General features: G+C 54.0%; 19 protein-coding genes. 5 read left to right on the forward strand and 14 right to left on the reverse strand.

Annotation, left to right across the window (positions count from 1 at the left end; genetic code table 11):
• Window positions 1–10: 10 nt before the first annotated feature.
• A complete protein-coding gene (locus WH277_RS06145) occupies window positions 11–925 on the reverse strand; it encodes a LysR family transcriptional regulator (RefSeq protein WP_133846044.1) in 915 nt (304 codons plus the stop codon).
• A gap of 102 nt (window positions 926–1,027) precedes the next feature.
• Between WH277_RS06145 and WH277_RS06150 the strand changes: the two genes are divergently transcribed.
• Window positions 1,028–1,900, forward strand: a complete 873-nt coding sequence (locus WH277_RS06150) for an MBL fold metallo-hydrolase (protein WP_159337940.1) — start codon at window positions 1,028–1,030, stop codon at window positions 1,898–1,900.
• Window positions 1,901–1,996: 96 nt separating this feature from the next.
• Here the strand turns inward: WH277_RS06150 and queE are convergent, their stop codons facing one another.
• The 7 genes from queE to relA all read right to left on the reverse strand — a co-directional run bounded on the left by queE (window position 1,997) and on the right by relA (window position 13,010).
• The gene (queE, locus tag WH277_RS06155) at window positions 1,997–2,668 is read right to left on the reverse strand and encodes a 7-carboxy-7-deazaguanine synthase QueE (RefSeq protein WP_133846046.1); all 672 of its coding nucleotides are present in this window, start codon (window positions 2,666–2,668) and stop codon (window positions 1,997–1,999) included.
• Window positions 2,669–2,806: 138 nt separating this feature from the next.
• On the reverse strand, window positions 2,807–4,474 hold the full coding sequence (locus WH277_RS06160) for a methyl-accepting chemotaxis protein (RefSeq protein WP_133846047.1): 1,668 nt from the start codon (window positions 4,472–4,474) through the stop codon (window positions 2,807–2,809).
• A 121-nt stretch (window positions 4,475–4,595) separates the two neighbouring features.
• Window positions 4,596–6,482 carry an acyltransferase family protein gene (locus tag WH277_RS06165; protein ID WP_339504996.1) on the reverse strand — a complete coding sequence of 629 codons (1,887 nt, stop codon included), beginning with the start codon at window positions 6,480–6,482 and terminating at the stop codon, window positions 4,596–4,598.
• Between the two features lie 209 nt (window positions 6,483–6,691).
• Complete coding sequence (gene eno / locus WH277_RS06170) at window positions 6,692–7,987, reverse strand: phosphopyruvate hydratase (protein WP_133846049.1); 1,296 nt, start codon at window positions 7,985–7,987, stop codon at window positions 6,692–6,694.
• Window positions 7,988–8,067: 80 nt separating this feature from the next.
• Window positions 8,068–9,705 (reverse strand): glutamine hydrolyzing CTP synthase, encoded by a 1,638-nt coding sequence (pyrG, locus tag WH277_RS06175; RefSeq protein WP_133846050.1) that lies wholly within the window; start codon window positions 9,703–9,705, stop codon window positions 8,068–8,070.
• Between the two features lie 199 nt (window positions 9,706–9,904).
• Window positions 9,905–10,687, reverse strand: a complete 783-nt coding sequence (gene mazG / locus WH277_RS06180) for a nucleoside triphosphate pyrophosphohydrolase (RefSeq protein ID WP_192933201.1) — start codon at window positions 10,685–10,687, stop codon at window positions 9,905–9,907.
• Between the two features lie 88 nt (window positions 10,688–10,775).
• The gene (gene relA, locus WH277_RS06185; protein ID WP_133846052.1) at window positions 10,776–13,010 is read right to left on the reverse strand and encodes a GTP diphosphokinase; all 2,235 of its coding nucleotides are present in this window, start codon (window positions 13,008–13,010) and stop codon (window positions 10,776–10,778) included.
• Between the two features lie 590 nt (window positions 13,011–13,600).
• On the opposite strand from relA, the gene barA reads away from it, so the two are divergent.
• Window positions 13,601–16,327: a two-component sensor histidine kinase BarA gene (gene barA, locus WH277_RS06190; protein WP_133846053.1), complete on the forward strand. Its 2,727-nt coding sequence runs from the start codon at window positions 13,601–13,603 to the stop codon at window positions 16,325–16,327.
• 49 nt (window positions 16,328–16,376) lie between these two features.
• Here the strand turns inward: barA and WH277_RS06195 are convergent, their stop codons facing one another.
• From WH277_RS06195 to syd, 4 genes are all read right to left on the reverse strand, one after another.
• On the reverse strand, window positions 16,377–16,826 hold the full coding sequence (locus tag WH277_RS06195; RefSeq protein WP_133846054.1) for a flavodoxin: 450 nt from the start codon (window positions 16,824–16,826) through the stop codon (window positions 16,377–16,379).
• A gap of 22 nt (window positions 16,827–16,848) precedes the next feature.
• Window positions 16,849–17,628, reverse strand: a complete 780-nt coding sequence (gene truC, locus WH277_RS06200) for a tRNA pseudouridine(65) synthase TruC (protein ID WP_339504999.1) — start codon at window positions 17,626–17,628, stop codon at window positions 16,849–16,851.
• Entirely contained in the window at window positions 17,628–17,954 is a 327-nt protein-coding gene (locus tag WH277_RS06205) for a YqcC family protein (RefSeq protein WP_133846056.1), read from the reverse strand. The genes truC and WH277_RS06205 overlap by 1 nt, the downstream gene beginning before the upstream one ends.
• 605 nt (window positions 17,955–18,559) lie before the next feature.
• Window positions 18,560–19,114: a SecY-interacting protein gene (syd, locus tag WH277_RS06210; protein WP_159337937.1), complete on the reverse strand. Its 555-nt coding sequence runs from the start codon at window positions 19,112–19,114 to the stop codon at window positions 18,560–18,562.
• 117 nt (window positions 19,115–19,231) lie between these two features.
• Between syd and queF the strand changes: the two genes are divergently transcribed.
• The 3 genes from queF to xni all read left to right on the forward strand — a co-directional run bounded on the left by queF (window position 19,232) and on the right by xni (window position 22,372).
• On the forward strand, window positions 19,232–20,077 hold the full coding sequence (gene queF / locus WH277_RS06215) for an NADPH-dependent 7-cyano-7-deazaguanine reductase QueF (RefSeq protein ID WP_159337936.1): 846 nt from the start codon (window positions 19,232–19,234) through the stop codon (window positions 20,075–20,077).
• 148 nt (window positions 20,078–20,225) lie between these two features.
• Window positions 20,226–21,590 (forward strand): nucleotide 5'-monophosphate nucleosidase PpnN, encoded by a 1,365-nt coding sequence (gene ppnN / locus WH277_RS06220; RefSeq protein WP_159337935.1) that lies wholly within the window; start codon window positions 20,226–20,228, stop codon window positions 21,588–21,590.
• A gap of 32 nt (window positions 21,591–21,622) precedes the next feature.
• A complete protein-coding gene (gene xni, locus WH277_RS06225) occupies window positions 21,623–22,372 on the forward strand; it encodes a flap endonuclease Xni (RefSeq protein ID WP_339505003.1) in 750 nt (249 codons plus the stop codon).
• A gap of 52 nt (window positions 22,373–22,424) precedes the next feature.
• On the opposite strand, the gene rlmM is transcribed toward xni, so the two are convergent.
• Both rlmM and WH277_RS06235 read right to left on the reverse strand, forming a co-directional pair.
• Entirely contained in the window at window positions 22,425–23,525 is a 1,101-nt protein-coding gene (gene rlmM, locus WH277_RS06230) for a 23S rRNA (cytidine(2498)-2'-O)-methyltransferase RlmM (protein ID WP_133846061.1), read from the reverse strand.
• Window positions 23,518–23,913, reverse strand: coding sequence for a DUF423 domain-containing protein (locus tag WH277_RS06235; RefSeq protein ID WP_133846062.1), 396 nt, complete (start codon window positions 23,911–23,913; stop codon window positions 23,518–23,520). The genes rlmM and WH277_RS06235 overlap by 8 nt, the downstream gene beginning before the upstream one ends.
• Between the last annotated feature and the right edge of the window lie 4 nt (window positions 23,914–23,917).

A 23,917-nucleotide genomic window follows, 5' to 3' on the forward strand; every position in this document is an offset into this window, starting at 1 on the left:
CCATCCGTCTTTACTCTTCCCCTCTCAGCAGTCGCCCGGCGTCCTCTGCGCTAAACCATGCCACCAGAAAATCCAGCAATGTACGCAGGCGTGCAGACTGGTACTGCCGCGACGAATAAATCGCATACAGCCCCAGCTCATCAAGCTGATACTCCGGCAGCAAGGCCACCAGTTCACCGCTGGCCAACAGCGGTCCTGCACTGTAGTTCGGCTGCATGGAAATACCGGCCCCCGCCAGGGTGGCAGAGAGCAGCATCACCGAATCATTGCCGCTCAGATTGCCACTGACCGCCACCGCCTCTTTCTCCTCGCCCCGGGTGAAGTGCCACAGGCTTTTACCGAAATGCGAATAGGCCAGGCAGTTGTGATGGGTGAGGTCCTGTGGGATCTGCGGCGTTCCCGCACGGGCAAGATAAGCGGGAGCCGCACAAATCACCGACTGACAGGTATGCAGGGGGCGGGCAATCAGGTTGGGCTCCAACTGGGCAGTAATGCGCAGCGCCAGATCAATACGTTCTTCCACCAGGTTGACCCGTTGATTGCTGATGTGCAGGTCGATACGCACCCGGGGATAACGCTGCTGAAACGCGGTCAGTGCCACCATCAGCACGCTTTGCCCCAGCGACAGCGAACAGGAGACGCGCAGCAGCCCGGAGAGCCCCTCTCCCTCTGGCTGGTTGCTGTGCTCAATCTCGGCAGACAGCGCCGCCAGTTGCTGGCAACGCGCCAGGGCATGCTCTCCGGCAGGCGTCAGGCTCAGACGGCGGGTGCTGCGATGCAGCAGGCGCGCCCCGGCCCAGCTTTCCATCTGGTTCAGATAGCGGGTGACCATAGCCCGCGACATATCCAGCGTTTCCGCCGCCGCCGACAGGCTGCCGCGTTGAACAATGGTGATAAAAACCGTCGCTGCGGTGACGCGATCCATAATATGCCCGTTTTATGCAACAATCTGTTGCCTGATAGTCGGTTTATCTGCTGTATTTTGCAACCTACACTGGGTTCTTTTCCGACTCACAGGTTATTTACGATGAAAACCCGCCTCACTCTCCTGCTGGCGCTGACGGCCAGCGCTCCACTGTATGCCGCTGAAACCCTAAAACTGGAAGTTTATAATCCAGGCGAAGCCAGTATGTTTGCGGTTTCCAGCGAAATCATTTCCGGCCCGAATGAAGTGGTGCTGATTGATGCCCAGTTCCAGCGCAATGATGCCGAAGCGCTGGTCAAACGCATCAAAGCGACAGGAAAAACGCTCACTACGGTGTTTATCAGCCAGTCGGACCCGGATTTCTACTTCGGCCTCGATACGATTAAGCACGCCTTCCCACAGGTGAAAATTCTCGCTACTGCCGCCACGGTAGATCTCATTAAACAGAGCAAAGAGGGCAAGCTGGCGTTCTGGGGGCCGAAGATGGGCGCTAACGCTCCAGAGTCGCTGATTGTTCCCGAGGTCTTACAGGGCGACAGTTTTAAGGTGGACGGTGAGCGCATCGAGGTAAAAGGCGTGAACGGCCCGCAGCCGCAGAATACCTGGCTGTGGGTGCCCTCCCTGAAAACAGTGATGGGCGGCGTGGTGGTGTATGGCAATAATATTCACGTCTGGATGGCCGATGCGCAGTCAGCCACCGAGCGGTCAGTTTGGCAGCAGAAGCTGGAAGCGATTACAGCGCTGAAACCGGTGCGCGTTGTTCCAGGGCATTTCCTGCCGGGTGCGGCAGAGACAGTGGCGTCGGTGAACTTCACTCACCAGTATCTGAAAACGGCTGAAAGCGTGTTGGCAGAGAGTAAAGATGCCGCCAGTTATACCGCGACGATGAAGACGAAATACCCTGATTTAAAAGATGCGTCGAGCCTGGAATTGAGCGCGAAAGTGCTGAAAGGCGAGATGAAGTGGCCGCAGTAACCCTTCAGGGTCTGAAATCGTAGGGGCGAGGCACGCCTCGCCACATCCGCAACTGGTGAGGCATGCCTCACCCCTACATGGCCCTGTCGATCCGGGTCAGGCAATATTCAAATATTTATGCGTCTGCATCGATAACCGCCAGTTACGCGCAATGCAGGTTTCAATGCACAGCTTCGTCGCATCATCCTTCTGACTGATCGGCTGTAGCGCGATAATCCGCGCCTTATCATCGCTGAGCGTTGCCAGCAGATCATCCAGCGCATCGACGTCGCGCTGACGCGCCACCGGGTGTTTCACTTCATCGGCGCGCACCAGGGCCTGATGCAGCACATCATAGCCGCCGCGCATATTCACCTTCGGCGACACTGTCACCCAGGTTTCCGGCGTACAGCGCACATCGTGCGTGCCGCTGGTTTCAATCTGGCAACCGAAACCATGCTGCTGAAGGGCTGCGGTCAACGGAGTGAGATCGTGAATGCACGGCTCACCGCCGGTGATCACAATATGTTTCGCCGTCCAGCCATGCTGGCGGATCACGCCGATCAAGGCCTCTGCATCGGCGGCACCCCAGGCATCGGTTTCGACGGTTTTCAGCAGAATATCGCCCAGCGATGTCTCCCGATCGGCCAGTTTATCCCAGGTATGTTTGGTATCACACCAACTGCAGCCCACCGGGCATCCCTGCAAGCGGATAAAAATTGCCGGTACGCCGGTATAAAGACCTTCGCCCTGCAACGTCTGGAACATTTCATTTATCGGGTACTGCATTAACATCTCGACTGGTGGCTAAAATACGGGAGCAGATTATGGCAGATTGACAGAATAAGGCCAAACAAAGCGTGCCAATCATTGCGCCGCCGTTGACCCTCCCCCCAATGCAGACGGTCAACGGCCAGGCAGGCGGGGTTAAAACGTCTCCCAATTCCCTTCGTCGGTGGCTGCGGCTTTACGCGGAGCGGCCAGCCGTGGGGTTTTGAGTGCCTGAGCGCTGCGGTTATCGACAACCACAGCACGCTGTGGTCCGATTTTAAACACGGCAACCGCCTGAGACAGCAGGCTGGCCTGCTCTTCCAGTGACGCTGACGCAGCCGCAGATTCCTGCACCAGAGAGGCATTCTGCTGCGTCACCCGATCCATCTCGGTGACGGCAAGGCCAATCTGGTCGATGCCACGGCTCTGTTCATCAGACGCCGAGGAGATCTCACCCATAATATCGGTGACGCGCACCACCGCGCTGACGATATCCGTCATGGTTTCCCCTGCCGTCGCCACCTGCTGTGAACCGGCATCCACGCGGTTGACTGAGTCCTCAATCAGGGATTTAATCTCTTTGGCAGCCTGGGCGCTGCGCTGGGCAAGATTACGCACTTCGCCCGCGACAACGGCAAACCCACGCCCCTGCTCACCGGCTCGTGCCGCTTCAACCGCCGCATTCAGTGCCAGGATATTGGTCTGGAAAGCGATGCCGTCGATCACGCTGGTAATATCAGCAATCTTTTTAGAACTTCCCGCGATCTCATTCATGGTTTTCACCACACCTTCTACCACCCTGCCGCCTTTCGCGGCGGTTTCTGAGGCGTTCTTAGCCAGCTGTGACGCCTGACGCGCGTTTTCGGCGTTCTGCTTCACGGTGGCCGTTAACTCTTCCATGCTGGCCGCAGTTTGCTCCAGCGAGGCCGCCTGCTGTTCAGTACGGGAAGAGAGATCGTTGTTACCCTGAGAAATTTCACTCGCCCCGGTGTAAATGGCATTCGAACTGTCACGCACATTACCCACGGTGCCGATCAGCGACTGCTGCATTTGCGTCAGGTTACTGGCCAGCAGACCCATTTCGCTGCGCCCGTCCACCACCAGGGTTTCGGAAAGGTCACCCGCCGCGATACGCTGAATATGGACCAGCAACTGTTTTAACGGCGTCAGCAGAACACGTTTGATCACCACCCAGACCGAGCCCACCAGCAGCAGCAATATCAACACCACCGCCCCCAGCGTCCAGACCATATGGTTGTAGCCGTTTTGGTTATCGGTGACGCCCACCGCCAGCAGGCTGCCGTTCTGCTCACGCCAGCGGTCATAATTTTTTTCTAAATCATCCTGGGCTTTCTGCGCTTCCAGATTACCGTACGCTTCGTAGTTATTAGCCCCCAGATACTGAATGGACTGTTTCATGGTGTCGTACATCAGCTGATAGCTGCTGACAATGGCGTCATCCAGTGCCGTATTCTGGCCCTCTACCGCCGGATACTGTTTATAACGGGCAAAATGTTGTCCGGCATCGTCCAGCGTTTCAGAGGCCTGGCCCAGCAGTTTTTCAATCGCCGCCATGGAGGCAGGATCGGTCTGCTTTTTCAGGATACGGATAGCCACCCGGTTGATGGTGACCCGCGTTTTGACCAGTGTTTGCCATGCATCACTCAGTTGCCCCTGTTGCTCAGTCAAAATCGTGGCACGGGTGAAGTTGGCTTTGTCCTGGCTTATCGCATTGAACGAGAGCGCGCTGGAGACAAGCAATAGCGCACTAAAAATGATCAGCATGATAACGATGCTGGTGACGACTTTTATATTTTTTAGCATGGTGCGCACTCTGTGATGGGGTTAGCCCGATAACAGCTAATATCGGTTCAGAGTGGCATTTACTTTAATTACTTACAAAAGCCCTGTGGGCGGCCCTTTGACGGCCGCCCGGATTGATAAATTACATAAATCTGTTGTCGCGCATCTGCACCATCGCCTGCTTCGCCACGTCTTTCGCCCCGCTCAGGGTAAAGTGACCGTAGTCGTTCGAGGTCGGATGGCCGTCAGACGCCAGCCCGCGACAAATGTTACCGGGGCAGACAATCGAATAGACCGAGATATAGGGCGTTCCCTGCTCGGCCATCGCTGTACGCATTTGTTCGTCCGTCCCGCGGATCTCTTTCTTAATCGATGAGGCAACCAAATCTTTTCGTCCGTCCGTCTGATAAGCCAGCAGGTCCGGCAGCGCTTCGGTATATTCGACGGTCGGCCCCATGACGATGATATTGCCAGAGCGAGATTTCAGGTGCTCGAGCGTTGCGCGCAGAGGCGCGATATCCTCCGGTGCCCAGCGCGCCGAAATGATAATGCCGTCAATATGATGTTCTGCGATCCACTGGTCGTAGACATAGTCCACCAGTCGGGTGCACGGATTACGCAGTGACTGCTGGTACAACGGCTTACAGCCTGCTGAGGTCGCCTGAATAACGTTCACTCCGTCCCCCGCCGCCAGGCTGATAGCACGCCACAGATGCGCTGCGTGGCTGTCACCGATCATCACATAGTTCTTCGCGGTCGGAGAGGTCTTGAGGCAGAACTCACGATCAAACGGCTTATCTTCCTCACTCTTACCATCAACGAAACACTGCCCACGACGATATTGGTAGTCAAACTCCGGCATCTTGCTGTATTCCGAGTACTGCGCCAGCGCCAACGCCGCCGGAGAAAATTGCCCGGAGCTGTTACTGATATGGCCTTTATACAGCGCTCCGCTGGCCATCACGGCAAGCCATATCACCGAAGCCGCCACAATACGGCCCGGGCTGATGTAAGACAGTTTGTAGCGGAACGGGATTTCGATCAGATAGCGCGATGCCACTGCCAGACCAAAGGTTAAGGCGAGGATCACCAGCTCACGCACACCCGGTTCAAAATTAAAGAACATGCGCGAGTAAACAATGATCGGCCAGTGCCACAGATACAGGCAGTAGGAGATCATACCGATATACACGACCGGCTTCAGTGCCAGCAGACGGGAGACGACAGACTGCTGACCCGCCAGGATAATCAGGAAGCTACCAAGACACGGATAGAGCGCATTCCACGCCGGGAAAGGCAGGGTGGTATCAAGCCAGAGAAAACCAAACAGAATCAACGCCAGCCCGCTGAGGCTCATGGCGTGTTTCACCCCGGTACGGTAATGGGCGGTTTTGGCTTCCAGCCCGGCGATAGCAATAATCCCGCCGAGCGCCATCTCCCAGGCGCGGGTCGGAAGCATGTAGAAGGTAAAGGTAGGTTTGCGCGTAACGCCGTAAATACTCAACAGCAGCGAACCCGCTATCACCAGCAGCATCACCTGAGTGGTACGGTTGCGGAACAGACGGATCACCAGCAACAGGATGATGGGGAAGAGAATATAGAACTGCTCTTCCACCGCCAGCGACCAGGTATGCAGCAGCGGCTTGAGATCGGCCGGGCCATCAAAATAGCCGGTGGTTTTCCAGAAAAAGATATTCGATGCCGACAGCAATGCCGCCAGCGCACTGTTGCTCAGATCGGTAAACTGAGCGGGAAGCAGGTGGTAATAACCAAATATCATCACCGCCAGCAGCACCACAAACAGCGGTGGCAAAATACGCAGGCAGCGACGTTTATAGAAATCGAGATAAGAGAAGTTGCCACTCATGGCACTGTTATAAATAATGCCGCAGATCAGATAGCCGGAAATCACAAAGAAGATATCGACGCCGGTAAAACCGCCGGGTATCCCCCCTATTCCCATGTGGTACGCAATAACCGGCAGTACGGCGAGTGCGCGTAGCCCGTCAACATCAGCACGGTATTTCATATTTTCTGATCCTGGTTACAAATAGTCACCGCGAATTTACACAAAATGACGCATAAAAACGCCCTGCAATCCATGAACCAGGACTTTTCCGCATTCAAGAAATAACCTTAACTCGCTGAAAAATAAAAATAAGCAAAAAAAAGCCCCGTCCGGAGACGGGGCTTTTCAGATAATCCTCAACCGGATAACCGGTTCAGAATATCGGCAGCTTACTGACCTTTAACTTCTTTCAGGCCGTTGAATGGCGCACGGTTGCCCAGCGCTTCTTCGATACGGATCAGCTGGTTGTACTTAGCAACACGGTCAGAACGGCTCATAGAACCGGTTTTGATCTGGCCCGCTGCAGTACCTACCGCCAGGTCAGCGATAGTGGCATCTTCAGTTTCACCTGAACGGTGAGAGATCACCGCAGTGTAGCCCGCGTCTTTAGCCATTTTGATCGCAGCCAGCGTCTCGGTCAGAGAACCGATCTGGTTGAATTTGATCAGGATGGAGTTAGCGATGCCTTTGTCGATGCCTTCTTTCAGGATCTTGGTGTTGGTCACGAACAGGTCGTCGCCCACCAGCTGGATTTTGTCGCCCAGCACTTCGGTCTGGTATTTGAAGCCAGCCCAGTCAGATTCGTCCAGGCCATCTTCGATAGAGACGATTGGGTACTGTTTGGTCAGGTCTTCCAGGAAGTGAGTGAACTCTTCAGAAGTGAAGGCTTTGTTGCCTTCGCCTGCCAGCACATATTTACCGTCTTTGTAGAATTCAGATGCTGCACAGTCCATTGCCAGGGTGATGTCTTTACCCAGAACATAGCCCGCTTCTTTTACCGCTTCAGCGATAACAGCCAGTGCTTCTGCGTTAGAACCCAGGTTTGGCGCATAGCCACCTTCGTCACCAACCGCAGTGCCCATGCCTTTAGATTTCAGCACTTTTGCCAGGGTATGGAACACTTCAGAACCCATACGTACAGCTTCTTTCAGCGTTTTCGCGCCAACAGGCTGGATCATGAATTCCTGGATGTCGACGTTGTTGTCTGCGTGCTCGCCGCCGTTGATGATGTTCATCATTGGCAGTGGCATAGAGAACTTGCCTGGGGTGCCGTTCAGTTCAGCGATGTGCTCGTACAGTGGCATGCCTTTCGCAGCAGCAGCCGCTTTAGCCGCAGCCAGAGAAACAGCCAGAATGGCGTTAGCACCAAACTGTGATTTGTTCTCAGTACCGTCCAGATCGATCATGATCTTGTCGATATTGGCCTGGTCTTTGGCATCTTTGCCGGTAACCGCGTCAGCGATCGGACCATTAACAGCAGCAACAGCTTTAGTGACGCCTTTACCCAGGAAACGAGATTTGTCACCGTCACGCAGTTCCAGCGCTTCGCGAGAACCAGTAGAAGCACCTGATGGCGCCGCTGCCAGACCGACAAAGCCGCCTTCCAGATGCACTTCAGCTTCAACAGTCGGGTTTCCACGAGAGTCGATGATTTCGCGACCGATGACTTTAATGATTTTGGACATTAGTTTTTCCTCAGTACAAGTTAGCTTAAACTTAGACACACGGCTTGAAACCCTAAGATTTCAAGCCGTTATGAAAACACTTATTTTGCCAAACGCTTCTGGTACTCGCTGGCAGCTTTCACAAAGCCACTGAACAGCGGGTGCCCGTCCCGAGGTGTTGAGGTGAATTCCGGATGGAACTGACACGCAACAAACCATGGGTGGTCAGGGATCTCAATGATCTCAACCAGTTGGTCATCCCCAGAGCGACCTGCCACACGTAAACCGGCCGCTTCAATTTGCTTCAATAGCATATTGTTGACTTCATAACGATGACGGTGGCGCTCAACAATGGTGTCTGAACCATAGAGATTACGCACCAGGCTGTTATCCGTCAGCTGGCACTGCTGGCTACCCAGGCGCATGGTGCCGCCCAAATCGCTCTGCTCAGTACGCTGCTCAACGTTGCCTTCTTCATCACGCCATTCGGTAATCAGCGCCACAACCGGGTACTTACAGTCAGGAACGAACTCCGTTGAGTTCGCACCCTCCATATGTGCCACGTTACGGGCAAACTCCATCAATGCGACCTGCATACCGAGGCAAATGCCGAGGTAAGGAATATTGTTTTCGCGGGCATACTGCGCCGTCATCAATTTGCCTTCCACACCACGATAGCCGAAACCGCCAGGGATAAGGATAGCATCCAGATCCTTCAGCACTTCAACACCACGGGTTTCAACATCTTGAGAGTCGATCAGCTTGATATTCACCGTCACACGGTTTTTCAGACCACCGTGCTTCAGGGCTTCGATCACTGATTTGTACGCATCCGGCAGTTCGACATATTTACCGACCATCCCGATGGTCACTTCACCACCTGGATTCGCTTCCTGATAAATCACCTGCTCCCACTCGCCAAGGTTGGCTTCCGGAGCATTCAGATTGAAGCGTTTGCAGATAAAGTCATCCAGGCCCTGCGATTTCAGCATGCCAGGAATTTTGTAGATGGAGTCGACATCTTTCAGTGAGATAACGGCTTTTTCCGGCACATTACAGAACAGCGCAATCTTAGCGCGTTCGTTAGCGGGAACCGCGCGGTCAGAACGGCAGATCAGCACATCGGGCTGAATACCGATAGACAGCAGCTCTTTCACGGAATGCTGGGTTGGCTTCGTTTTCACTTCGCCCGCCGCGGCCATGTACGGCACCAGCGTCAGGTGCATATACATGGTGTGCTCACGGCCCACATCCACCGCCATCTGACGAATGGCTTCCAGGAATGGCAGTGATTCGATATCACCCACGGTGCCACCAATTTCCACCAGCACGACATCATGGCCTTCGCCACCTTCAATGATGCGTTCTTTGATGGCATTGGTAATGTGCGGGATCACCTGAATGGTCGCACCCAGATAGTCGCCACGACGCTCTTTGCGCAGGACTTCTGAATAGATACGGCCTGTGGTGAAGTTGTTACGGCGGCTCATCTTAGTACGGATGAAACGCTCGTAGTGACCGAGATCCAGATCGGTTTCCGCGCCATCATCGGTGACATAAACTTCACCGTGCTGGGTTGGACTCATGGTGCCTGGGTCCACGTTGATGTACGGGTCCAGCTTCATGATGGTCACGTTAAGACCACGCGCTTCAAGGATAGCGGCCAGGGAAGCTGCGGCAATGCCTTTACCCAGAGAGGAAACGACCCCGCCGGTCACAAATATATAGTTCGTTGTCATGCTGAACCTGAGAATGTAGGTTTAAAGACGATGGAATGAATAACCAAGACGGGAAAATAGTATACCCGAAACACCCCGTTGCGACAATTGCTCGTTTCCGGTTGTGTGCTTACCACCGCATTTACCGCCATGAGATTACCTGAATATGCGCATCAGGAGGTTGACGCGCGTCACATTTTTGTTGAATCGTGTCAGCCAATTATTCCTGAGATTTCACAACCTGCCATGCGGCTTCCATCTGTTCGAGGGTCGCCTGCTGCATTTCCATCCCTCCTGCGGCAATAATCTGCTCAACCTGGCGAAAACGACGTTCAAACTTGGTATTGGCCTTCTGCAATGCAGTTTCGGCTTTACTGCCGAGATGCCGTGACAGGTTGACCGTGGCAAACAGCAGATCGCCAATCTCTTCTTCCAGCTTGTCCTGATCGATGACCGCCTGCTGCGCTTCATGCATCACTTCATCAATCTCTTCATGCACTTTATCGAGCACCGGTCCAATCGTGGTCCAGTCGAAGCCCACGTGACTGCAACGCTTCTGGATTTTGTGAGCACGCATCAGAGCAGGCAAGGCATGTGGGATATCATCCAGCGCCGAATGCTGTGCTTTTTCGGCACGCTCATCGCTTTTAATTTTTTCCCAGTTGACCAACACCTCAGCACTGTCGCTGACCTGCGCATCGGCAAAGATATGCGGATGGCGGCGTTCCAGTTTATCGCTGATCGCATTGCAGATATCGTCGAAGTTAAAGCGCCCCTCTTCCTGCGCCATCTGAGCGTAAAACACCACCTGGAACAGGAGATCACCCAGCTCACCGCGCAGATCGTCAAAATCAGCGCGGTTAATCGCATCAATCACTTCGTAGGTTTCTTCGAGGGTATAAGGGGCAATAGAGGCAAAAGTCTGCTGGCGATCCCACGGGCAGCCGTGTTCCGGATCGCGCAGGGTTTTCATGATGCCCAGCAGGCGATCGAGAGAAGTCATAGTGTATTCCATGTTGAATTAGGAGGGCGACGCATGCGTCGCCCCTACGATCGAACCGGGCACCAGGGGCCGGGCATGCCCGGCCCGGTTAATGCAATCTCTTAGCGTCGATGATATCCGGGACCTGGTTAAGCCGTGCTATCACCCGGCTCAACACCTGCTGGTTATAGATCTCAATATCCATATCAATCGTCGCCAGCTGCTTTTTGGTGTCACTGTGGCTGGATACGCCCAGCACGTTCACTTTTTCATTGGCCAGGATGGTGGTGATATCGCGCAACAGGCCGCTGCGATCGTTCGCGGTAACACGCACCACCAAGGAATAACCGCTGGAATAAGTCTCACCCCAGACCGCATCGACGATACGTTCCGGTGCATGAGACATCAGATCCGCCAACTGGTCACAGTCGGCACGGTGAATCGAAATTCCGCGTCCCTGGGTGATAAACCCGGTGATATCGTCACCCGGAATCGGCTGGCAGCAGCGCGCAATGTGGTGCATCAGATTACCGACCCCTTCCACCACCACGCGGCCGCTCTCTTTGCTACGAGGTACGCTGTTAGAGGTTTTCTGCGTCAGTTTTTGCAGCGCTTCACGATCTTCTTCCTCAGCGCTTGGCTTGTTCAGCTTCGACTGCAGGAAGTTGCTCATCTGGTTGAGACGGACATCGCCACCGCCAATCGCGGCCAGCAGCTCATCCAGCGTGTTGAAGTTGTAGCGCGGTAGCAGCAGCTTCTCGGCATCTTTCAGATTGATATCAAGATGGTCCAGTTCGCTGTCGAGGATTTGACGCCCGGCAATAATATTCTTGTCACGATCCTGTTTGCGGAACCAGGCGTGGATCTTCGAGCGCCCCCGGCTGGTGGTGACATAGCCCAGGTTCGGGTTCAGCCAGTCCCGGCTTGGGTTCGGCTGCTTCTGAGTGATGATGTCAATCTGGTCGCCCATCTGCAGCTGATAGGTGAACGGCACAATGCGCCCGCTGATTTTCGCGCCGATGCAACGGTGGCCGATATCGCTGTGGATATGGTAAGCAAAGTCCAGCGGTGTGGACCCGGCCGGCAGATCGACCACATCCCCTTTCGGCGTAAAGACATAAACCCGGTCGTCGAACACCTGGCTGCGTACTTCGTCGAGCAACTCGCCGCTGTCCGCCATCTCTTCCTGCCAGGTAATCAGCTTACGCAGCCAGGCAATACGTTCTTCGTGGCCGGAAGCCCCGCGAGCGCTGCCACTTGCTGCACCCTCTTTATATTTCCAGTGCGCGGCAACGCCCAGCTCGGCATCTTCATGCATCTGGCGGGTACGGATCTGAATCTCGACGGTTTTACCCTTTGGCCCGAGAACCACGGTATGAATAGACTGGTAGCCGTTCGGCTTAGGGTTGGCAACGTAGTCGTCAAATTCGCTCGGTATATGGCGGTACAGAGTATGGACGATACCCAGCGCACCATAACAGTCCTGCAAACGCTCAGCCACGATGCGCACCGCGCGCACATCGAACAACTCATCAAACGACAGCGACTTTTTCTGCATCTTGCGCCAGATGCTGTAGATATGTTTTGGGCGACCATACACCTCGGCCTTCACGCCCTCTTTCACAATCTCCGTGCGCAGCGACTGCACGAAAGTATCAATGTAGTCTTCCCGATCGATACGACGCTCGTGCAGCAGTTTGGCAATACGTTTGTATTCATCAGGATGCAGATAACGGAAGCAGAAGTCCTCCAGCTCCCATTTAAGCTGGCCGATACCCAGGCGGTTTGCCAGCGGAGCATAAATATTGGTGCACTCTTTTGCCGCCAGGACGCGTTCATCTTCCGGCGCGTCTTTCACTTCACGCAGGTGGGCAATACGCTCCGCCAGCTTAATCACCACACAGCGGAAATCTTCCACCATCGCCAGCAGCATGCGGCGCACGTTATCGACCTGCTCTGAGGCCATCGAATCATTGTGGGTCGCTTTTAACTGACGGATGGCATCCATATCGCGCACGCCATGCACCAGCGAGACAATGGCTTTACCGTGCTGCTCTTCCAGAACCTCTTCGCTCACCACGTTGGCATCGGCCAATGGGAACAGCAAAGCGGCACGCAGCGTTTCGTTGTCCATGCTGAGCATTGAGAGGATTTCTACCATCTCGACGCCACGCCACAGTAACAGTGCTGCGTCAGGATGATTTTTGGTCGCTGTTTCACAATAGCGCCAGGTATCGGCCAGTCGTTCACATGACTGCTGGTTGGAGATCCCCAGACTGGTGATCCATTGGTCGAGCGCAAACTCGCCAGCTGTATTCAGATGTGCACTTCTTACCGCAACCATATCCTCTCCTGGAATAGCCTCTGTTCAGGCCTTATTTTCAGCTAAACAGCACCATGGATCTTCGCCGTACACAGTGACGCCGTTGTTTTCAGATTATTGAATCCCGCATTATACGCAGCCTTCACGACTATTGCTGCAACGCCTTCCACACCTGCGACATTTTCAGCCATTTTTCCTGGCGTCTGAGCCCAATTTCTCATTTCAAAAGCACATTTCATCGGTGTGTGGCGATACAGTCAGCTGCTATAGCTTAGGCTTATGCGAAAACTGTTCCAGTTTTTAAAAAAAAATTTATCATTCTGCGTTACTGAGCAGGAAGAACTGATACAAGCCTTTGCCTGCCCCTGTTCGTGACGTTCATGCCAATGTCCTGCCACAAAGCGTGGCGCTGAACGCTATCATCAATCTGAAATGACGCCTTATGTTCACGCTTCACGATGGGGCAACACAATCTTTCAGGGTAGAATTTCATCATTGTTTCTTTGTGATTCACACGTCATCATTATCGGCAGGAAAATCGGGTATTGCCTGCCTCTGAACACAGCGCCAGTTGGACGGCACAGAGCGAAACACCGCGCACAGGGAATATTATGACCAAATACAGCCTGCGGGCTCGAATGATGATTTTGATTCTGGCACCCACGCTGATGATTGGGCTGCTGCTCTCCACGTTTTTCGTCGTGAACCGATATAACGAATTACAGAGCCAGCTCACCGATGCCGGGGTCAATATTATCGAACCGCTGGCGGTCTCAAGTGAATATGGCATGACCTTTCACAGTAAAGAGTCCGTGCGCCAACTGGTCAGCCTGCTGCATCGCCGTCATTCAGATATTGTGCGGGCCATTTCGGTTTTCGACGATCACAATCAGTTGTTTGTCACGTCAAACTACCATCAGACGCCCGACCTGCTGCGCCTGCCGGACAACACGCCGTTAACCACTCGCTATATGAAACAGCGCCACGGAAACTCCGTGATCCTGCGTACCCCCATCCTCTCCGAAAGCTATTATCCGGATGAATCGCCGGGCCAGGATGCGAAACCCAATGGTAATCCCCTCGGTTATGTCGCCATTGAGCTGGATCTGCAATCCGTCAGGCTACAGCAGTATAAAGAGGTGTTTATCTCTACCCTCTTGCTGCTGCTTTGCCTGTGTATTGCCATGCTGTTTGCCTACCGTCTGATGCGCGATGTCACCGGGCCGATCCGCAATATGGTGAGTACCGTTGACCGCATCCGCCGTGGCCAGCTAGACAGCCGCGTAGAAGGGCATATGCTGGGTGAACTCGATGTGCTGAAAAACGGCATCAACTCGATGGCCATGTCTCTTACCGCCTATCACGAAGAGATGCAGCAAAATATCGACCAGGCTACCTCTGACTTGCGTGAAACGCTGGAACAGATGGAGATCCAAAACGTCGAGTTGGATCTGGCTAAAAAACGCGCCCAGGAAGCCGCGCGTATTAAATCAGAGTTCCTCGCCAATATGTCACATGAGCTGCGCACGCCGTTAAACGGCGTGATTGGCTTTACCCGCCAGACGCTCAAAACCACGCTGAATTCCACCCAGCGCGATTATCTTCATACCATTGAACGATCGGCGAATAACCTGTTAAGCATCATTAACGATGTGCTCGACTTCTCAAAACTTGAAGCCGGAAAATTAATACTGGAGACCATCCCCTTCCCGCTGCGTGCCACGCTGGATGAAGTGGTGGTTCTGCTGGCGCAGTCCGCACATGAGAAAGGACTGGAGCTCACGCTTAATATCCAGAGTGACGTGCCGGATAATGCCATTGGCGATCCGCTGCGCATGCAGCAAATCATCGTCAACCTGCTCGGCAACGCAATCAAGTTCACCGAACGTGGCAATATTGATATTCGCGTGGAGAAACGCGCCCTGAGTAATAACCGTATGGAGCTGGAAGTTCAGATTCATGACAGCGGCATCGGGATTTCAGAAAAGCAGCAATCGCAGCTGTTTCAGGCGTTTCGTCAGGCGGATGCCAGTATTTCGCGCCGTCACGGCGGCACCGGGCTGGGTCTGGTGATCACTCAGAAACTGGTTAATGAAATGGGCGGCGAAATCTCGTTCCACAGCCGCCTCAATCACGGTTCCACCTTCTGGTTCCACGTTAATCTGGCCCTGAATCCGAACGCTGCCAGTGATCCACGGGTGATGGATTGCATCGAAGGCCAGCGCATGGCCTATGTCGAACCCAACGCCACGGCCGCGAAAGCGCTGATGGAGATGCTGGCCGCAACGCCAATGAACATCAGCTACAGCCCGTCACTGAGTGAACTTCCGGAAGCACACTATGATGTGCTGCTGATGGGCGTTCCGGTAGCTGACCCGCAAAATCTTGAGATCACCGGAGAACAGCTGACGCCAATACTACAACGTGCTAACAGCGTCATTATGGCTCTGCCATTCCAGATGCAGGTTTATGCGGAAGAGCTCAAAGCACGCGGTGTGACGGCCTGCCTGATTAAACCGATATCCATGACCCGTCTGATCCCCGTTCTGGTCGATCATCATCACCGTGATGCCCTGCCACTGACCGAACGGCACCGTCTGCCGCTGCGTGTGATGGCGGTGGATGATAACCTGGCTAACCTGAAGCTGATTGGAGCACTGCTGGAAGAGCAAGTCGCGCACATTGTGCTGTGTGACAGTGGTGAAGCGGCGATTAATCAGGCGCGTCATCAGCATCTGGATATTATTTTAATGGATATTCAGATGCCGGAGATCGACGGCATTCGTGCCAGTGAAGCCATTCGTACCCTGCCACAGCACGCCAATACACCGATAGTGGCGGTCACGGCGCACGCACTGGATGGCGAAAGGGAACAGCTGATCAAAGCCGGGATGAACGATTACCTCGCCAAACCTATCGATGAGCAGAAACTGAGTCGACTGCTGGCACGCTATTCACCGGGCGGGCAACGCATGTCGCTGCCGGTGATTGAAGTACCGGCGTCCCTCGACTGGGCACTCGCGTTACGTCAGGCGGCGAATAAACCCGATCTGGCACGCGATTTGTTGCAGATGCTGGTGGATTTCTTACCGGAAGTTCAGATGCTGATAGAGCAATATATGACGGAGAATAATACAACTTCACTGCGCGATATCATCCATAAACTGCATGGCAGCGCCAGCTACAGCGGAGTACCACGCATGAAGCAACTCTGCCTGGCACTGGAACAAAGCCTGCGTCAGAGTGAGGATATCACTCAGGTAGAGCCTGAATTGTTTGAGCTGTTGGATGAGATGCAGAACGTGGCACGGCTGGCGAAGGAGCGGCTAAAACTGTAGGTTCGGGATCCGCTGCGAGGCGGGCCTGCATTGCAGACCCGCTCGTCAATTATGCAATGAGCTTAGCCCACTGCTCAACCCACGGAGAGGTGACCTCTTCCGGCTCCGGGTTTTCCGTGGCATCCACCAGCAGCATCTCACCCACGCGGATAGCACTTTGATCCTGTAACAGGTCAGCAAATTTTTTGCCGCCGCCGCAGAACTCATCATAGCTGCTATCGCCCAGCGCGATAATGCCGTAACGCAGCTCAGGCTGGTAACCCAACTTATCTTTGATGCCAGCGTAAAGGGAAGCAATGCTGTCCGGCAGATCGCCTTGTCCAGTGGTTGATGTGATCACCAGCACGGCTTTCTGCGCATAGTGCTGCCAGTCTTCCAACGTGGGATCTTCAAAAATCTTCACCTGATGGCCCGCCGCAACTAGCAGTGGTTCAGCCTCTTCGGCCACCAACAGGGCATTACCGTAAACGGTGCCAACAAAAATGCCTACCTCAGCCATGCTCTTCTCCATTTTGGAATGCTTATCGTTGTTCACTATCCTGCGGGCTTTCCGTCGCGAACTCAACCCGTGGAATATTAGGGAGACAGTGCTGCCAGTCGAACTGCGTCATCGCCGTTTGCCAGACGTCATCCAGCCCGGCACGCAGCACCAATGGCACCTGGGTTACCGGGTGCGCCAGGCATAGTTCGCTGGCGTGCAGCATAAGTCGGTTCATCCCGAAGTTTGTCGCAGCACTGCGATTCTGCTTCAAATCGCCATGGGCGCTATCGCCGATAATCGGGTGGCGCAGATGGGTCATATGACGACGCAACTGATGCTTACGCCCGGATTCCGGTTTCATCTCTACCAGAGAATAGCGCGAGGTTTGATAAGGGCCGACGGGCACGGGCAGTTCGGCAGTGGCCAGCCCACGCCAATGGGTGACGGCCGACTGCGGCGCTTTTTCAGGCTGGCTAAACTTATCCGCAATTTTGTCCAGTTCTTCGGTCAGCGCATAGTCCAGTACCTCATCACCTTCCAGCCAGCCGCGTACCACGGCATGATAGGTTTTCTGCAACTGATGCTGTTCAAATTGTTCTGACAATAAACGCGCCACATCACTCGACAGCGCCATCAGCAGTACGCCGGACGTTGGCCGATCCAACCGGTGCACGGTAAACACGTGCTGGCCAATCTGGTCTCGCACCGTTTGCATCACAAAACGGGTTTCATGACGGTCCAGCCAACTGCGGTGAACCAGCCAGCCGGACGGCTTATTCACCGCCACCAGCCACTGATCCTGATAAATAATTTCCAGCATCAGTTTTGTGACTCAAATAACTGGTCAAAGGCATTTAAAAGGTGCAACAGTTGCGCACGCTCCGGGATCTCACCTTCCAGCCACACTTCATAGTAAGGCGCTATCGCCAACGTTGTCGGCAGCGGCGCACCGGCATCCAGCAGCGCCTGCATGCGCGGCAGGAATATCCATTGCAGCCATTGTAATGGCGTCATGGTATCGACGCAGAAAGGTTCTGTGCTGGCAAACGCCTCACTATTTGGGGCAATAGCCTGCCATAAACCCGCCTGTTTAAGCTGCGTTTCAATGGCCAGCAACCGTTCCTGCACCTGTTGTTCACGGCTCATGAGCAACCTCCTGATTAAGCGTTGGGGATAAAGGTCGCAAAGCATAGCATCCGCACCGTGCCGGGTAAAAATTTCAACGAAAAAAGGGGCACTGTATATACAGTGCCCCTGGTCCGTTTGCAGCGTTCCAGCTACATTTATGCTCCCTGCTCATCCTTGAAAACTATTCCTGACACTCTCCATAGCGTGCACCATCCTGATGCGAATCCTTTGACGTCCATGATCACCGACTACCTTGTTCGGTCCACATTCTCCGTCCTGGAGGTGTCCTTTACCTCTCCCTGAGGTTTCCACGCTTCATCCGGAAGCCTTTCCCTGATACGTCATCCTGACGGGTCCAACTCATTCCATGAGCACATCGTCCTGATGTTCGTTCAACCCTGACTGTCCTTTGCGATGGGTGCTATTTTGCCTGTTCAGCATAAGCAAACAAGACACCCGTGCCAGTTTTTTACGCATCTCACAGGCGTGTTATCACAATCAGTACCCTAACGTGATGATCTACAATATTTTTACAATTAGAACGATTGATATGTCTGCATCAAAGGGATGCGATCTCTCACAGAGTACGTGAGACATCTCGCACAAAATGAACGGGCAAACTCTCAGCAACGTTCGCTAAGGGGTTGTAAAGAAATAAGAAAATTCTCAATTGAAGGGGAGATGACCTGCCGTTTTTGCGTTCCTAACTGCTCAATAATCACTTCGCCATTGAGATTACAAACCGACACCACCTCCAGTTCAGACTCCGTAGTAGCAATAAACAGAGTAGGAGAGTGTTTAAGACGACGCTTCATCACCAGGTGCCCAATCAGATTTTCCTGCACGCGCACAAAATCGTCTTCACTCCACACCTGTACCAAAGACACCTGGTGTCCGGCATAAGTTCCCATCATGTCACCGGCAAATTGTGCGGTATAGAATCCGGTGATCGAGGGCTGCAAGCTGATATCCAGTGCACGTTCAACGGCATCCAAGTTTTTTGCCAGCGTAAAGGGCTGTGGCTGCCACCAGACTTCATCATTATGGGTGGCGGTGACGCAAGGCGAGGGAATGCCGTACAGATCGGCGCTCGCCGGTGCATGACCATGCTGCTGCTGCCAGAGATCGCAATAGCGCTGGCTAAAATCGCGTAGGGCCTGGGAGGTTTCTTCGATCATTATTTTTTCACTCTTTGCTGGCTGGGTTACACTGACAACCTGGTGTGCGCATCGGTACACGACACTCTTCAAGCTGCCTGCCACGGCGGGCACCCTAAAGTAACACAAGGTAACACCATGTCTTCATACGACCATCATCAGGCACTGGAAGGCCTGACTCTGGGGAAACCCACAGAATATCACGACAGCTATCAACCAGAGCTGTTACAGGCTGTCCCGCGTAGCCTGAACCGTGAACCGCTGGGCCTGTATCCCGATAATCTGCCGTTCAGCGGCGCGGATATCTGGACGCTGTACGAACTGTCCTGGCTGAACAGTAAAGGGCTGCCGCAGGTGGCGCTGGGTGAAGTCACTCTGGATGCCGGCAGCGTTAATCTTATTGAATCCAAAAGTTTTAAACTGTATCTGAACAGTTTTAATCAAACGCAATTTGCCGACTGGGGTGACGTCCGTCAGACGCTGGAACGCGATCTCAGTGACTGTGCTGCGGGTAAAGTTAGCGTTGCGCTATTCCGCCTGCAAGAGATTGAAGGCCAGCCCATCGGCCGTTTCAACGGCGAATGCATTGATGAGCAGGACATTGTGATTGATCACTATCAGTTCAATGCCGACTATCTGCGCGATGCCACCAGCAACGAACGCGTTGAGGAGCAACTGGTCAGCCACCTGCTCAAATCTAACTGTCTGATCACTAACCAGCCGGACTGGGGGTCAGTGCAAATCAGTTATCGTGGCCCGCGTATTCAGCGCGAGGCACTGCTCCGTTATCTGGTCTCATTCCGCCATCATAATGAGTTCCACGAACAGTGCGTCGAACGCATCTTTAACGATATTCTTCGTTACTGCCAGCCGGAGAGTCTGACCGTTTATGCCCGCTATACGCGGCGTGGTGGTCTGGATATCAATCCCTGGCGTACCAACGATAAGTTTGTCGCCAGCCGTTCAAGACTGGTCCGTCAGTAAATCGCCGATCGCAACGTTAAGCTATTGTTAAATATCAATGGAAAAGGCTACTCTGACAACGGGCAGCGACAGCGGCCCAAGGACATTTTGCTTTTGTGATCGTCACATCACGGAGTTACTGCACCCCTGCGGGTGTAAAGGAGTTCACTTGATTACACATGTCAGCCCTCTCGGCTCAATGGACCTGCTTTCACAGCTCGAAGTCGATATGCTGAAGCGCACGGCCAGCAGCGACCTCTACCAGTTATTCCGTAACTGCTCACTTGCCGTGCTGAATTCAGGCAGTCAAACCGACAGTAGCCACGAACTGCTTTCCCGCTTCGAAAGCTTTGATATTAACGTGCTGCGCCGTGAGCGCGGCGTCAAACTGGAACTGATCAACCCGCCAGAAGAGGCATTTGTTGACGGGCGAATTATTCGTGCGCTTCAGGCTAACCTGTTTGCCGTTCTGCGCGACATCTTGTTCCTCAACGGCCAGATCGATAACGCCGGGCGCTTCCAGCAGTTGAAAGCGGAAGATCCCGTTCATATCACCAACCTGGTCTTCTCTATCCTGCGTAACGCGCGTGCGCTGCACGTGGGGGAAGAGCCCAATACCGTGGTGTGCTGGGGTGGTCACTCAATCAACGCCGTTGAATACCAATACTGCCGCAATGTTGGCTCCCAGCTTGGCTTACGTGAACTGAATATTTGCACCGGCTGCGGGCCGGGTGTAATGGAAGCACCGATGAAAGGGGCGGCGGTGGGCCATGCCCAGCAGCGCTACAGAGATAGCCGTTTCATCGGTCTGACCGAACCCTCGATCATTGCTGCCGAACCGCCTAACCCACTGGTGAATGAACTGATCATCATGCCCGATATCGAAAAACGCCTGGAAGCGTTTGTGCGTATCGCCCACGGCATTATCATCTTCCCCGGCGGGGTCGGAACAGCCGAAGAGCTGCTTTATCTGCTGGGTATCCTGATGAACCCACACAACCATGACCAGGTTCTGCCGCTGATCCTCACCGGACCAAAAGAGAGTGCCGACTACTTCCGCGTGCTGGATGAGTTTATTGTCAGTACCCTGGGGGATGAAGCACGCAAGCACTACACCATCATTATTGATGATGCGGCCGAAGTGGCACGTCTGATGAAAAAAGCGATGCCGAAAGTGAAAGAGTATCGCCGCGAAACCGGTGATGCTTACAGCTTCAACTGGGCACTACGCATTGCGCCCGACCTGCAAATGCCGTTTATGCCAAGCCATGAAAATATGGCAAACCTCAATCTGTCTCCCGAACAGCCTGCCGAACAGCTGGCAGCTGCACTGCGCCGGGCGTTCTCCGGCATCGTGGCCGGTAACGTGAAAGATGTGGGCATCAAGGCCATCAAAGAGAAAGGGCCGTACAAACTGCACGGTGACCCGGAAATCATGCGTCGCATGGATGATCTGCTGCAAGGATTTGTCGCGCAGCACCGTATGAAGCTGCCGGGCAGCGCGTATATCCCCTGTTACGAAATCATTAAGTAAAGAGCGGCCTGCGGGCCGCTCAGGGTTATCTGATGATACATCTGTTAATTATCGATGCGCTGAATCTGATTCGGCGCATTCATGCGGTTCAGGGCTCCCCTTGCCAGGAAACCTGCCTGAATGCCCTGCAACAATTGTTGCTCCACACACGCCCAACGCACGCCGTGGCCGTTTTTGATGATGATGATCGCAGCGACAGCTGGCGCCATCAGATCCTGCCTGATTACAAAGCGGGACGTTCACCGATGCCGGATTCCCTGCGTGACGAAATGCCGTTGCTCCGGGCTGCCTTTGCCAGTATTGGTGTAACCAGCTGGCACTCAAAAGGCGATGAAGCTGACGATCTGGCCGCAACGCTGGCCAGCAAGGTCGCCTCCGCAGGCCATCAGGCGACGATTGTGTCGACCGACAAAGGCTACTGCCAGTTGCTGGCACCGACTATCCAAATTCGTGATTATTTCCAGAAACGCTGGCTGGATGTGCCCTTTATTGCCGCAGAATTTGGCGTGGCTCCGGCACAGCTGACCGATTACTGGGGGCTGGCGGGGATCAGCAGCAGCAAAATTCCCGGCGTTGCGGGCATTGGGGCCAAAAGTGCCAGCCAGCTACTGCAACAGTTCGGCAGTCTGGCGCAGATTTATCAGCAGTTGGATCGCGTGCCGGAAAAATGGCGCAAAAAACTGGCCGAACATCAGCAGATGGCGGAAATCTGTCAGCAGGTGGCAACGCTTAAAACGGATTTAGTGCTGGAAGGGAATCTGAAGGATCTGCGTTTGCCGTAGGGTCGGGCTCGTTTAACAACGGGCGAGGCATGCCTCGCCCCTACATTCTGGATTATTTTTCGTCGCGGCGGCCCGGCGCAGCGCTCCAGATGCGGCGGATATGTACCGTTACTTCTTCACGATCGTGATAAAGCTGACGCGCCTGAATCTGTGCATTAATGCCATTTTCTTTCAGCTTTTCATCGATCATCGCCAGGTTCTGCGAGACCTCTTCATAGCGTTTTTTCATCGGCAGCTTAAGGTTAAAGATCGCCTCACGACACCAGCCATTCACCAGCCAGTCCGCCATCAGATTTGCCACACGCACCGGTTTTTCTACCATGTCGCAGACCACCCAATAGTTATTGCTACGCGTTGGGCGATATTTGAAGCCGTCTTCACGCTGATGGAACACCTGCCCGGTATCCATCAGGCTCGGTGCCATCGGACCGTTATCTACCGCGTTAACCATCATGCTGCGCTGCACAAGCTGATAGGTCCAGCCGCCAGGACAGGCCCCCAGATCCACTGCCCACATCCCGCTGGCCAGGCGCTCATCCCACTCATCGGCAGGAATAAAGACATGGAAAGCCTCTTCCAGCTTGAGCGTGGAACGGCTTGGTGCATCGGAAGGGAACTTCAGGCGCGGAATGCCCATAAACAGCGCGGAATTATTCTGCGGCAGGGAATACCCTACATAACAGCAGCCAGAAGCGATAAAGAACACGTGAACCACCGGGCGCTTATTGCTTTCGTAGTTAAGCAGAATGCCTTCTTTACGCAGGCTGGCACGCAGCGGGACGGTAAACTTACGGCAGAACTTCAGCAGCTCTTTGCTGGCATTGGTGTCCGGCACTTCAACACGCAGATCGCCGCCCTTCTCTACCACTCCGGTCAGCATCCCCGCGACAGGTGAGATGCGATCCTCGGTGGGCAGGTCACGCAGCAGTTCACCCACCACGATCATCTGGCGGGAGAAAATCAGTTCGCTAAACGGCAGCTCATTGAGCAACTTTTCTGCTTCACCCTGCTGATAGCACTCAAACAGCACGTAGGCAGAGTCATCTTTCACGCGGGCGAAGCCATACACTTCGCGTTCAGCGGCTTTGGCGGTAATTTCGGCCGCACACTCTTTCTCAAAACCCTGACGGCAATACAGCAAAATTTTATTCATGGCGATCTGCCCTTTTTTTCAGACGCAGCGCGCCAACCAACATCAGAACCCACCCGATCAGGAAGCCAGTGCCGCCAATCGGGGTGATATAAACCCATAACTTCAGGTGGGACAGCGCCAGGCAGTAAAGGCTGCCGCTGAACAATACCGTACCCAGCGCTAAAAATGCGCTGCTCCAGTAAAACCAGATATTTGCACGGCGCAGCATCGCTGCTGCCATACCGAGTATCGCCAGGGTGTGAAACGCCTGATACTCCAGCCCGGTTTTAATCCAGGCCATCTCTGCGCTTCCCAGCGACTTGCTTAACACGTGGGCACCAAATGCCCCCAGCATCACGTAGAAGAATCCACTGATGGCGGAGAAAATCAGCATTGCACGACTGGACATGACA

It is taken from the genome of Erwinia sp. MYb416 (genome assembly GCF_037479575.1).
Taxonomy (GTDB): Bacteria; Pseudomonadota; Gammaproteobacteria; order Enterobacterales; family Enterobacteriaceae; genus Erwinia; species Erwinia rhapontici.

What these genes read in the sequence shown, in the direction of transcription:
- syd (WP_159337937.1), bottom strand. Translation starts at nt 19,114, where the DNA reads ATGATCGAAGAAACCTCCCAGGCCCTACGCGATTTTAGCCAGCGCTAT.
- WH277_RS06235 (WP_133846062.1), bottom strand. Translation starts at nt 23,913, where the DNA reads ATGTCCAGTCGTGCAATGCTGATTTTCTCCGCCATCAGTGGATTCTTC.
- WH277_RS06145 (WP_133846044.1), bottom strand. Translation starts at nt 925, where the DNA reads ATGGATCGCGTCACCGCAGCGACGGTTTTTATCACCATTGTTCAACGC.
- WH277_RS06165 (WP_339504996.1), bottom strand. Translation starts at nt 6,482, where the DNA reads ATGAAATACCGTGCTGATGTTGACGGGCTACGCGCACTCGCCGTACTG.
- WH277_RS06205 (WP_133846056.1), bottom strand. Translation starts at nt 17,954, where the DNA reads ATGAGCCGTGAACAACAGGTGCAGGAACGGTTGCTGGCCATTGAAACG.
- barA (WP_133846053.1), top strand. Translation starts at nt 13,601, where the DNA reads ATGACCAAATACAGCCTGCGGGCTCGAATGATGATTTTGATTCTGGCA.
- WH277_RS06150 (WP_159337940.1), top strand. Translation starts at nt 1,028, where the DNA reads ATGAAAACCCGCCTCACTCTCCTGCTGGCGCTGACGGCCAGCGCTCCA.
- WH277_RS06160 (WP_133846047.1), bottom strand. Translation starts at nt 4,474, where the DNA reads ATGCTAAAAAATATAAAAGTCGTCACCAGCATCGTTATCATGCTGATC.
- pyrG (WP_133846050.1), bottom strand. Translation starts at nt 9,705, where the DNA reads ATGACAACGAACTATATATTTGTGACCGGCGGGGTCGTTTCCTCTCTG.
- WH277_RS06195 (WP_133846054.1), bottom strand. Translation starts at nt 16,826, where the DNA reads ATGGCTGAGGTAGGCATTTTTGTTGGCACCGTTTACGGTAATGCCCTG.
- rlmM (WP_133846061.1), bottom strand. Translation starts at nt 23,525, where the DNA reads ATGAATAAAATTTTGCTGTATTGCCGTCAGGGTTTTGAGAAAGAGTGT.
- relA (WP_133846052.1), bottom strand. Translation starts at nt 13,010, where the DNA reads ATGGTTGCGGTAAGAAGTGCACATCTGAATACAGCTGGCGAGTTTGCG.
- mazG (WP_192933201.1), bottom strand. Translation starts at nt 10,687, where the DNA reads ATGACTTCTCTCGATCGCCTGCTGGGCATCATGAAAACCCTGCGCGAT.
- eno (WP_133846049.1), bottom strand. Translation starts at nt 7,987, where the DNA reads ATGTCCAAAATCATTAAAGTCATCGGTCGCGAAATCATCGACTCTCGT.
- truC (WP_339504999.1), bottom strand. Translation starts at nt 17,628, where the DNA reads ATGCTGGAAATTATTTATCAGGATCAGTGGCTGGTGGCGGTGAATAAG.
- queF (WP_159337936.1), top strand. Translation starts at nt 19,232, where the DNA reads ATGTCTTCATACGACCATCATCAGGCACTGGAAGGCCTGACTCTGGGG.
- xni (WP_339505003.1), top strand. Translation starts at nt 21,623, where the DNA reads ATGATACATCTGTTAATTATCGATGCGCTGAATCTGATTCGGCGCATT.
- queE (WP_133846046.1), bottom strand. Translation starts at nt 2,668, where the DNA reads ATGCAGTACCCGATAAATGAAATGTTCCAGACGTTGCAGGGCGAAGGT.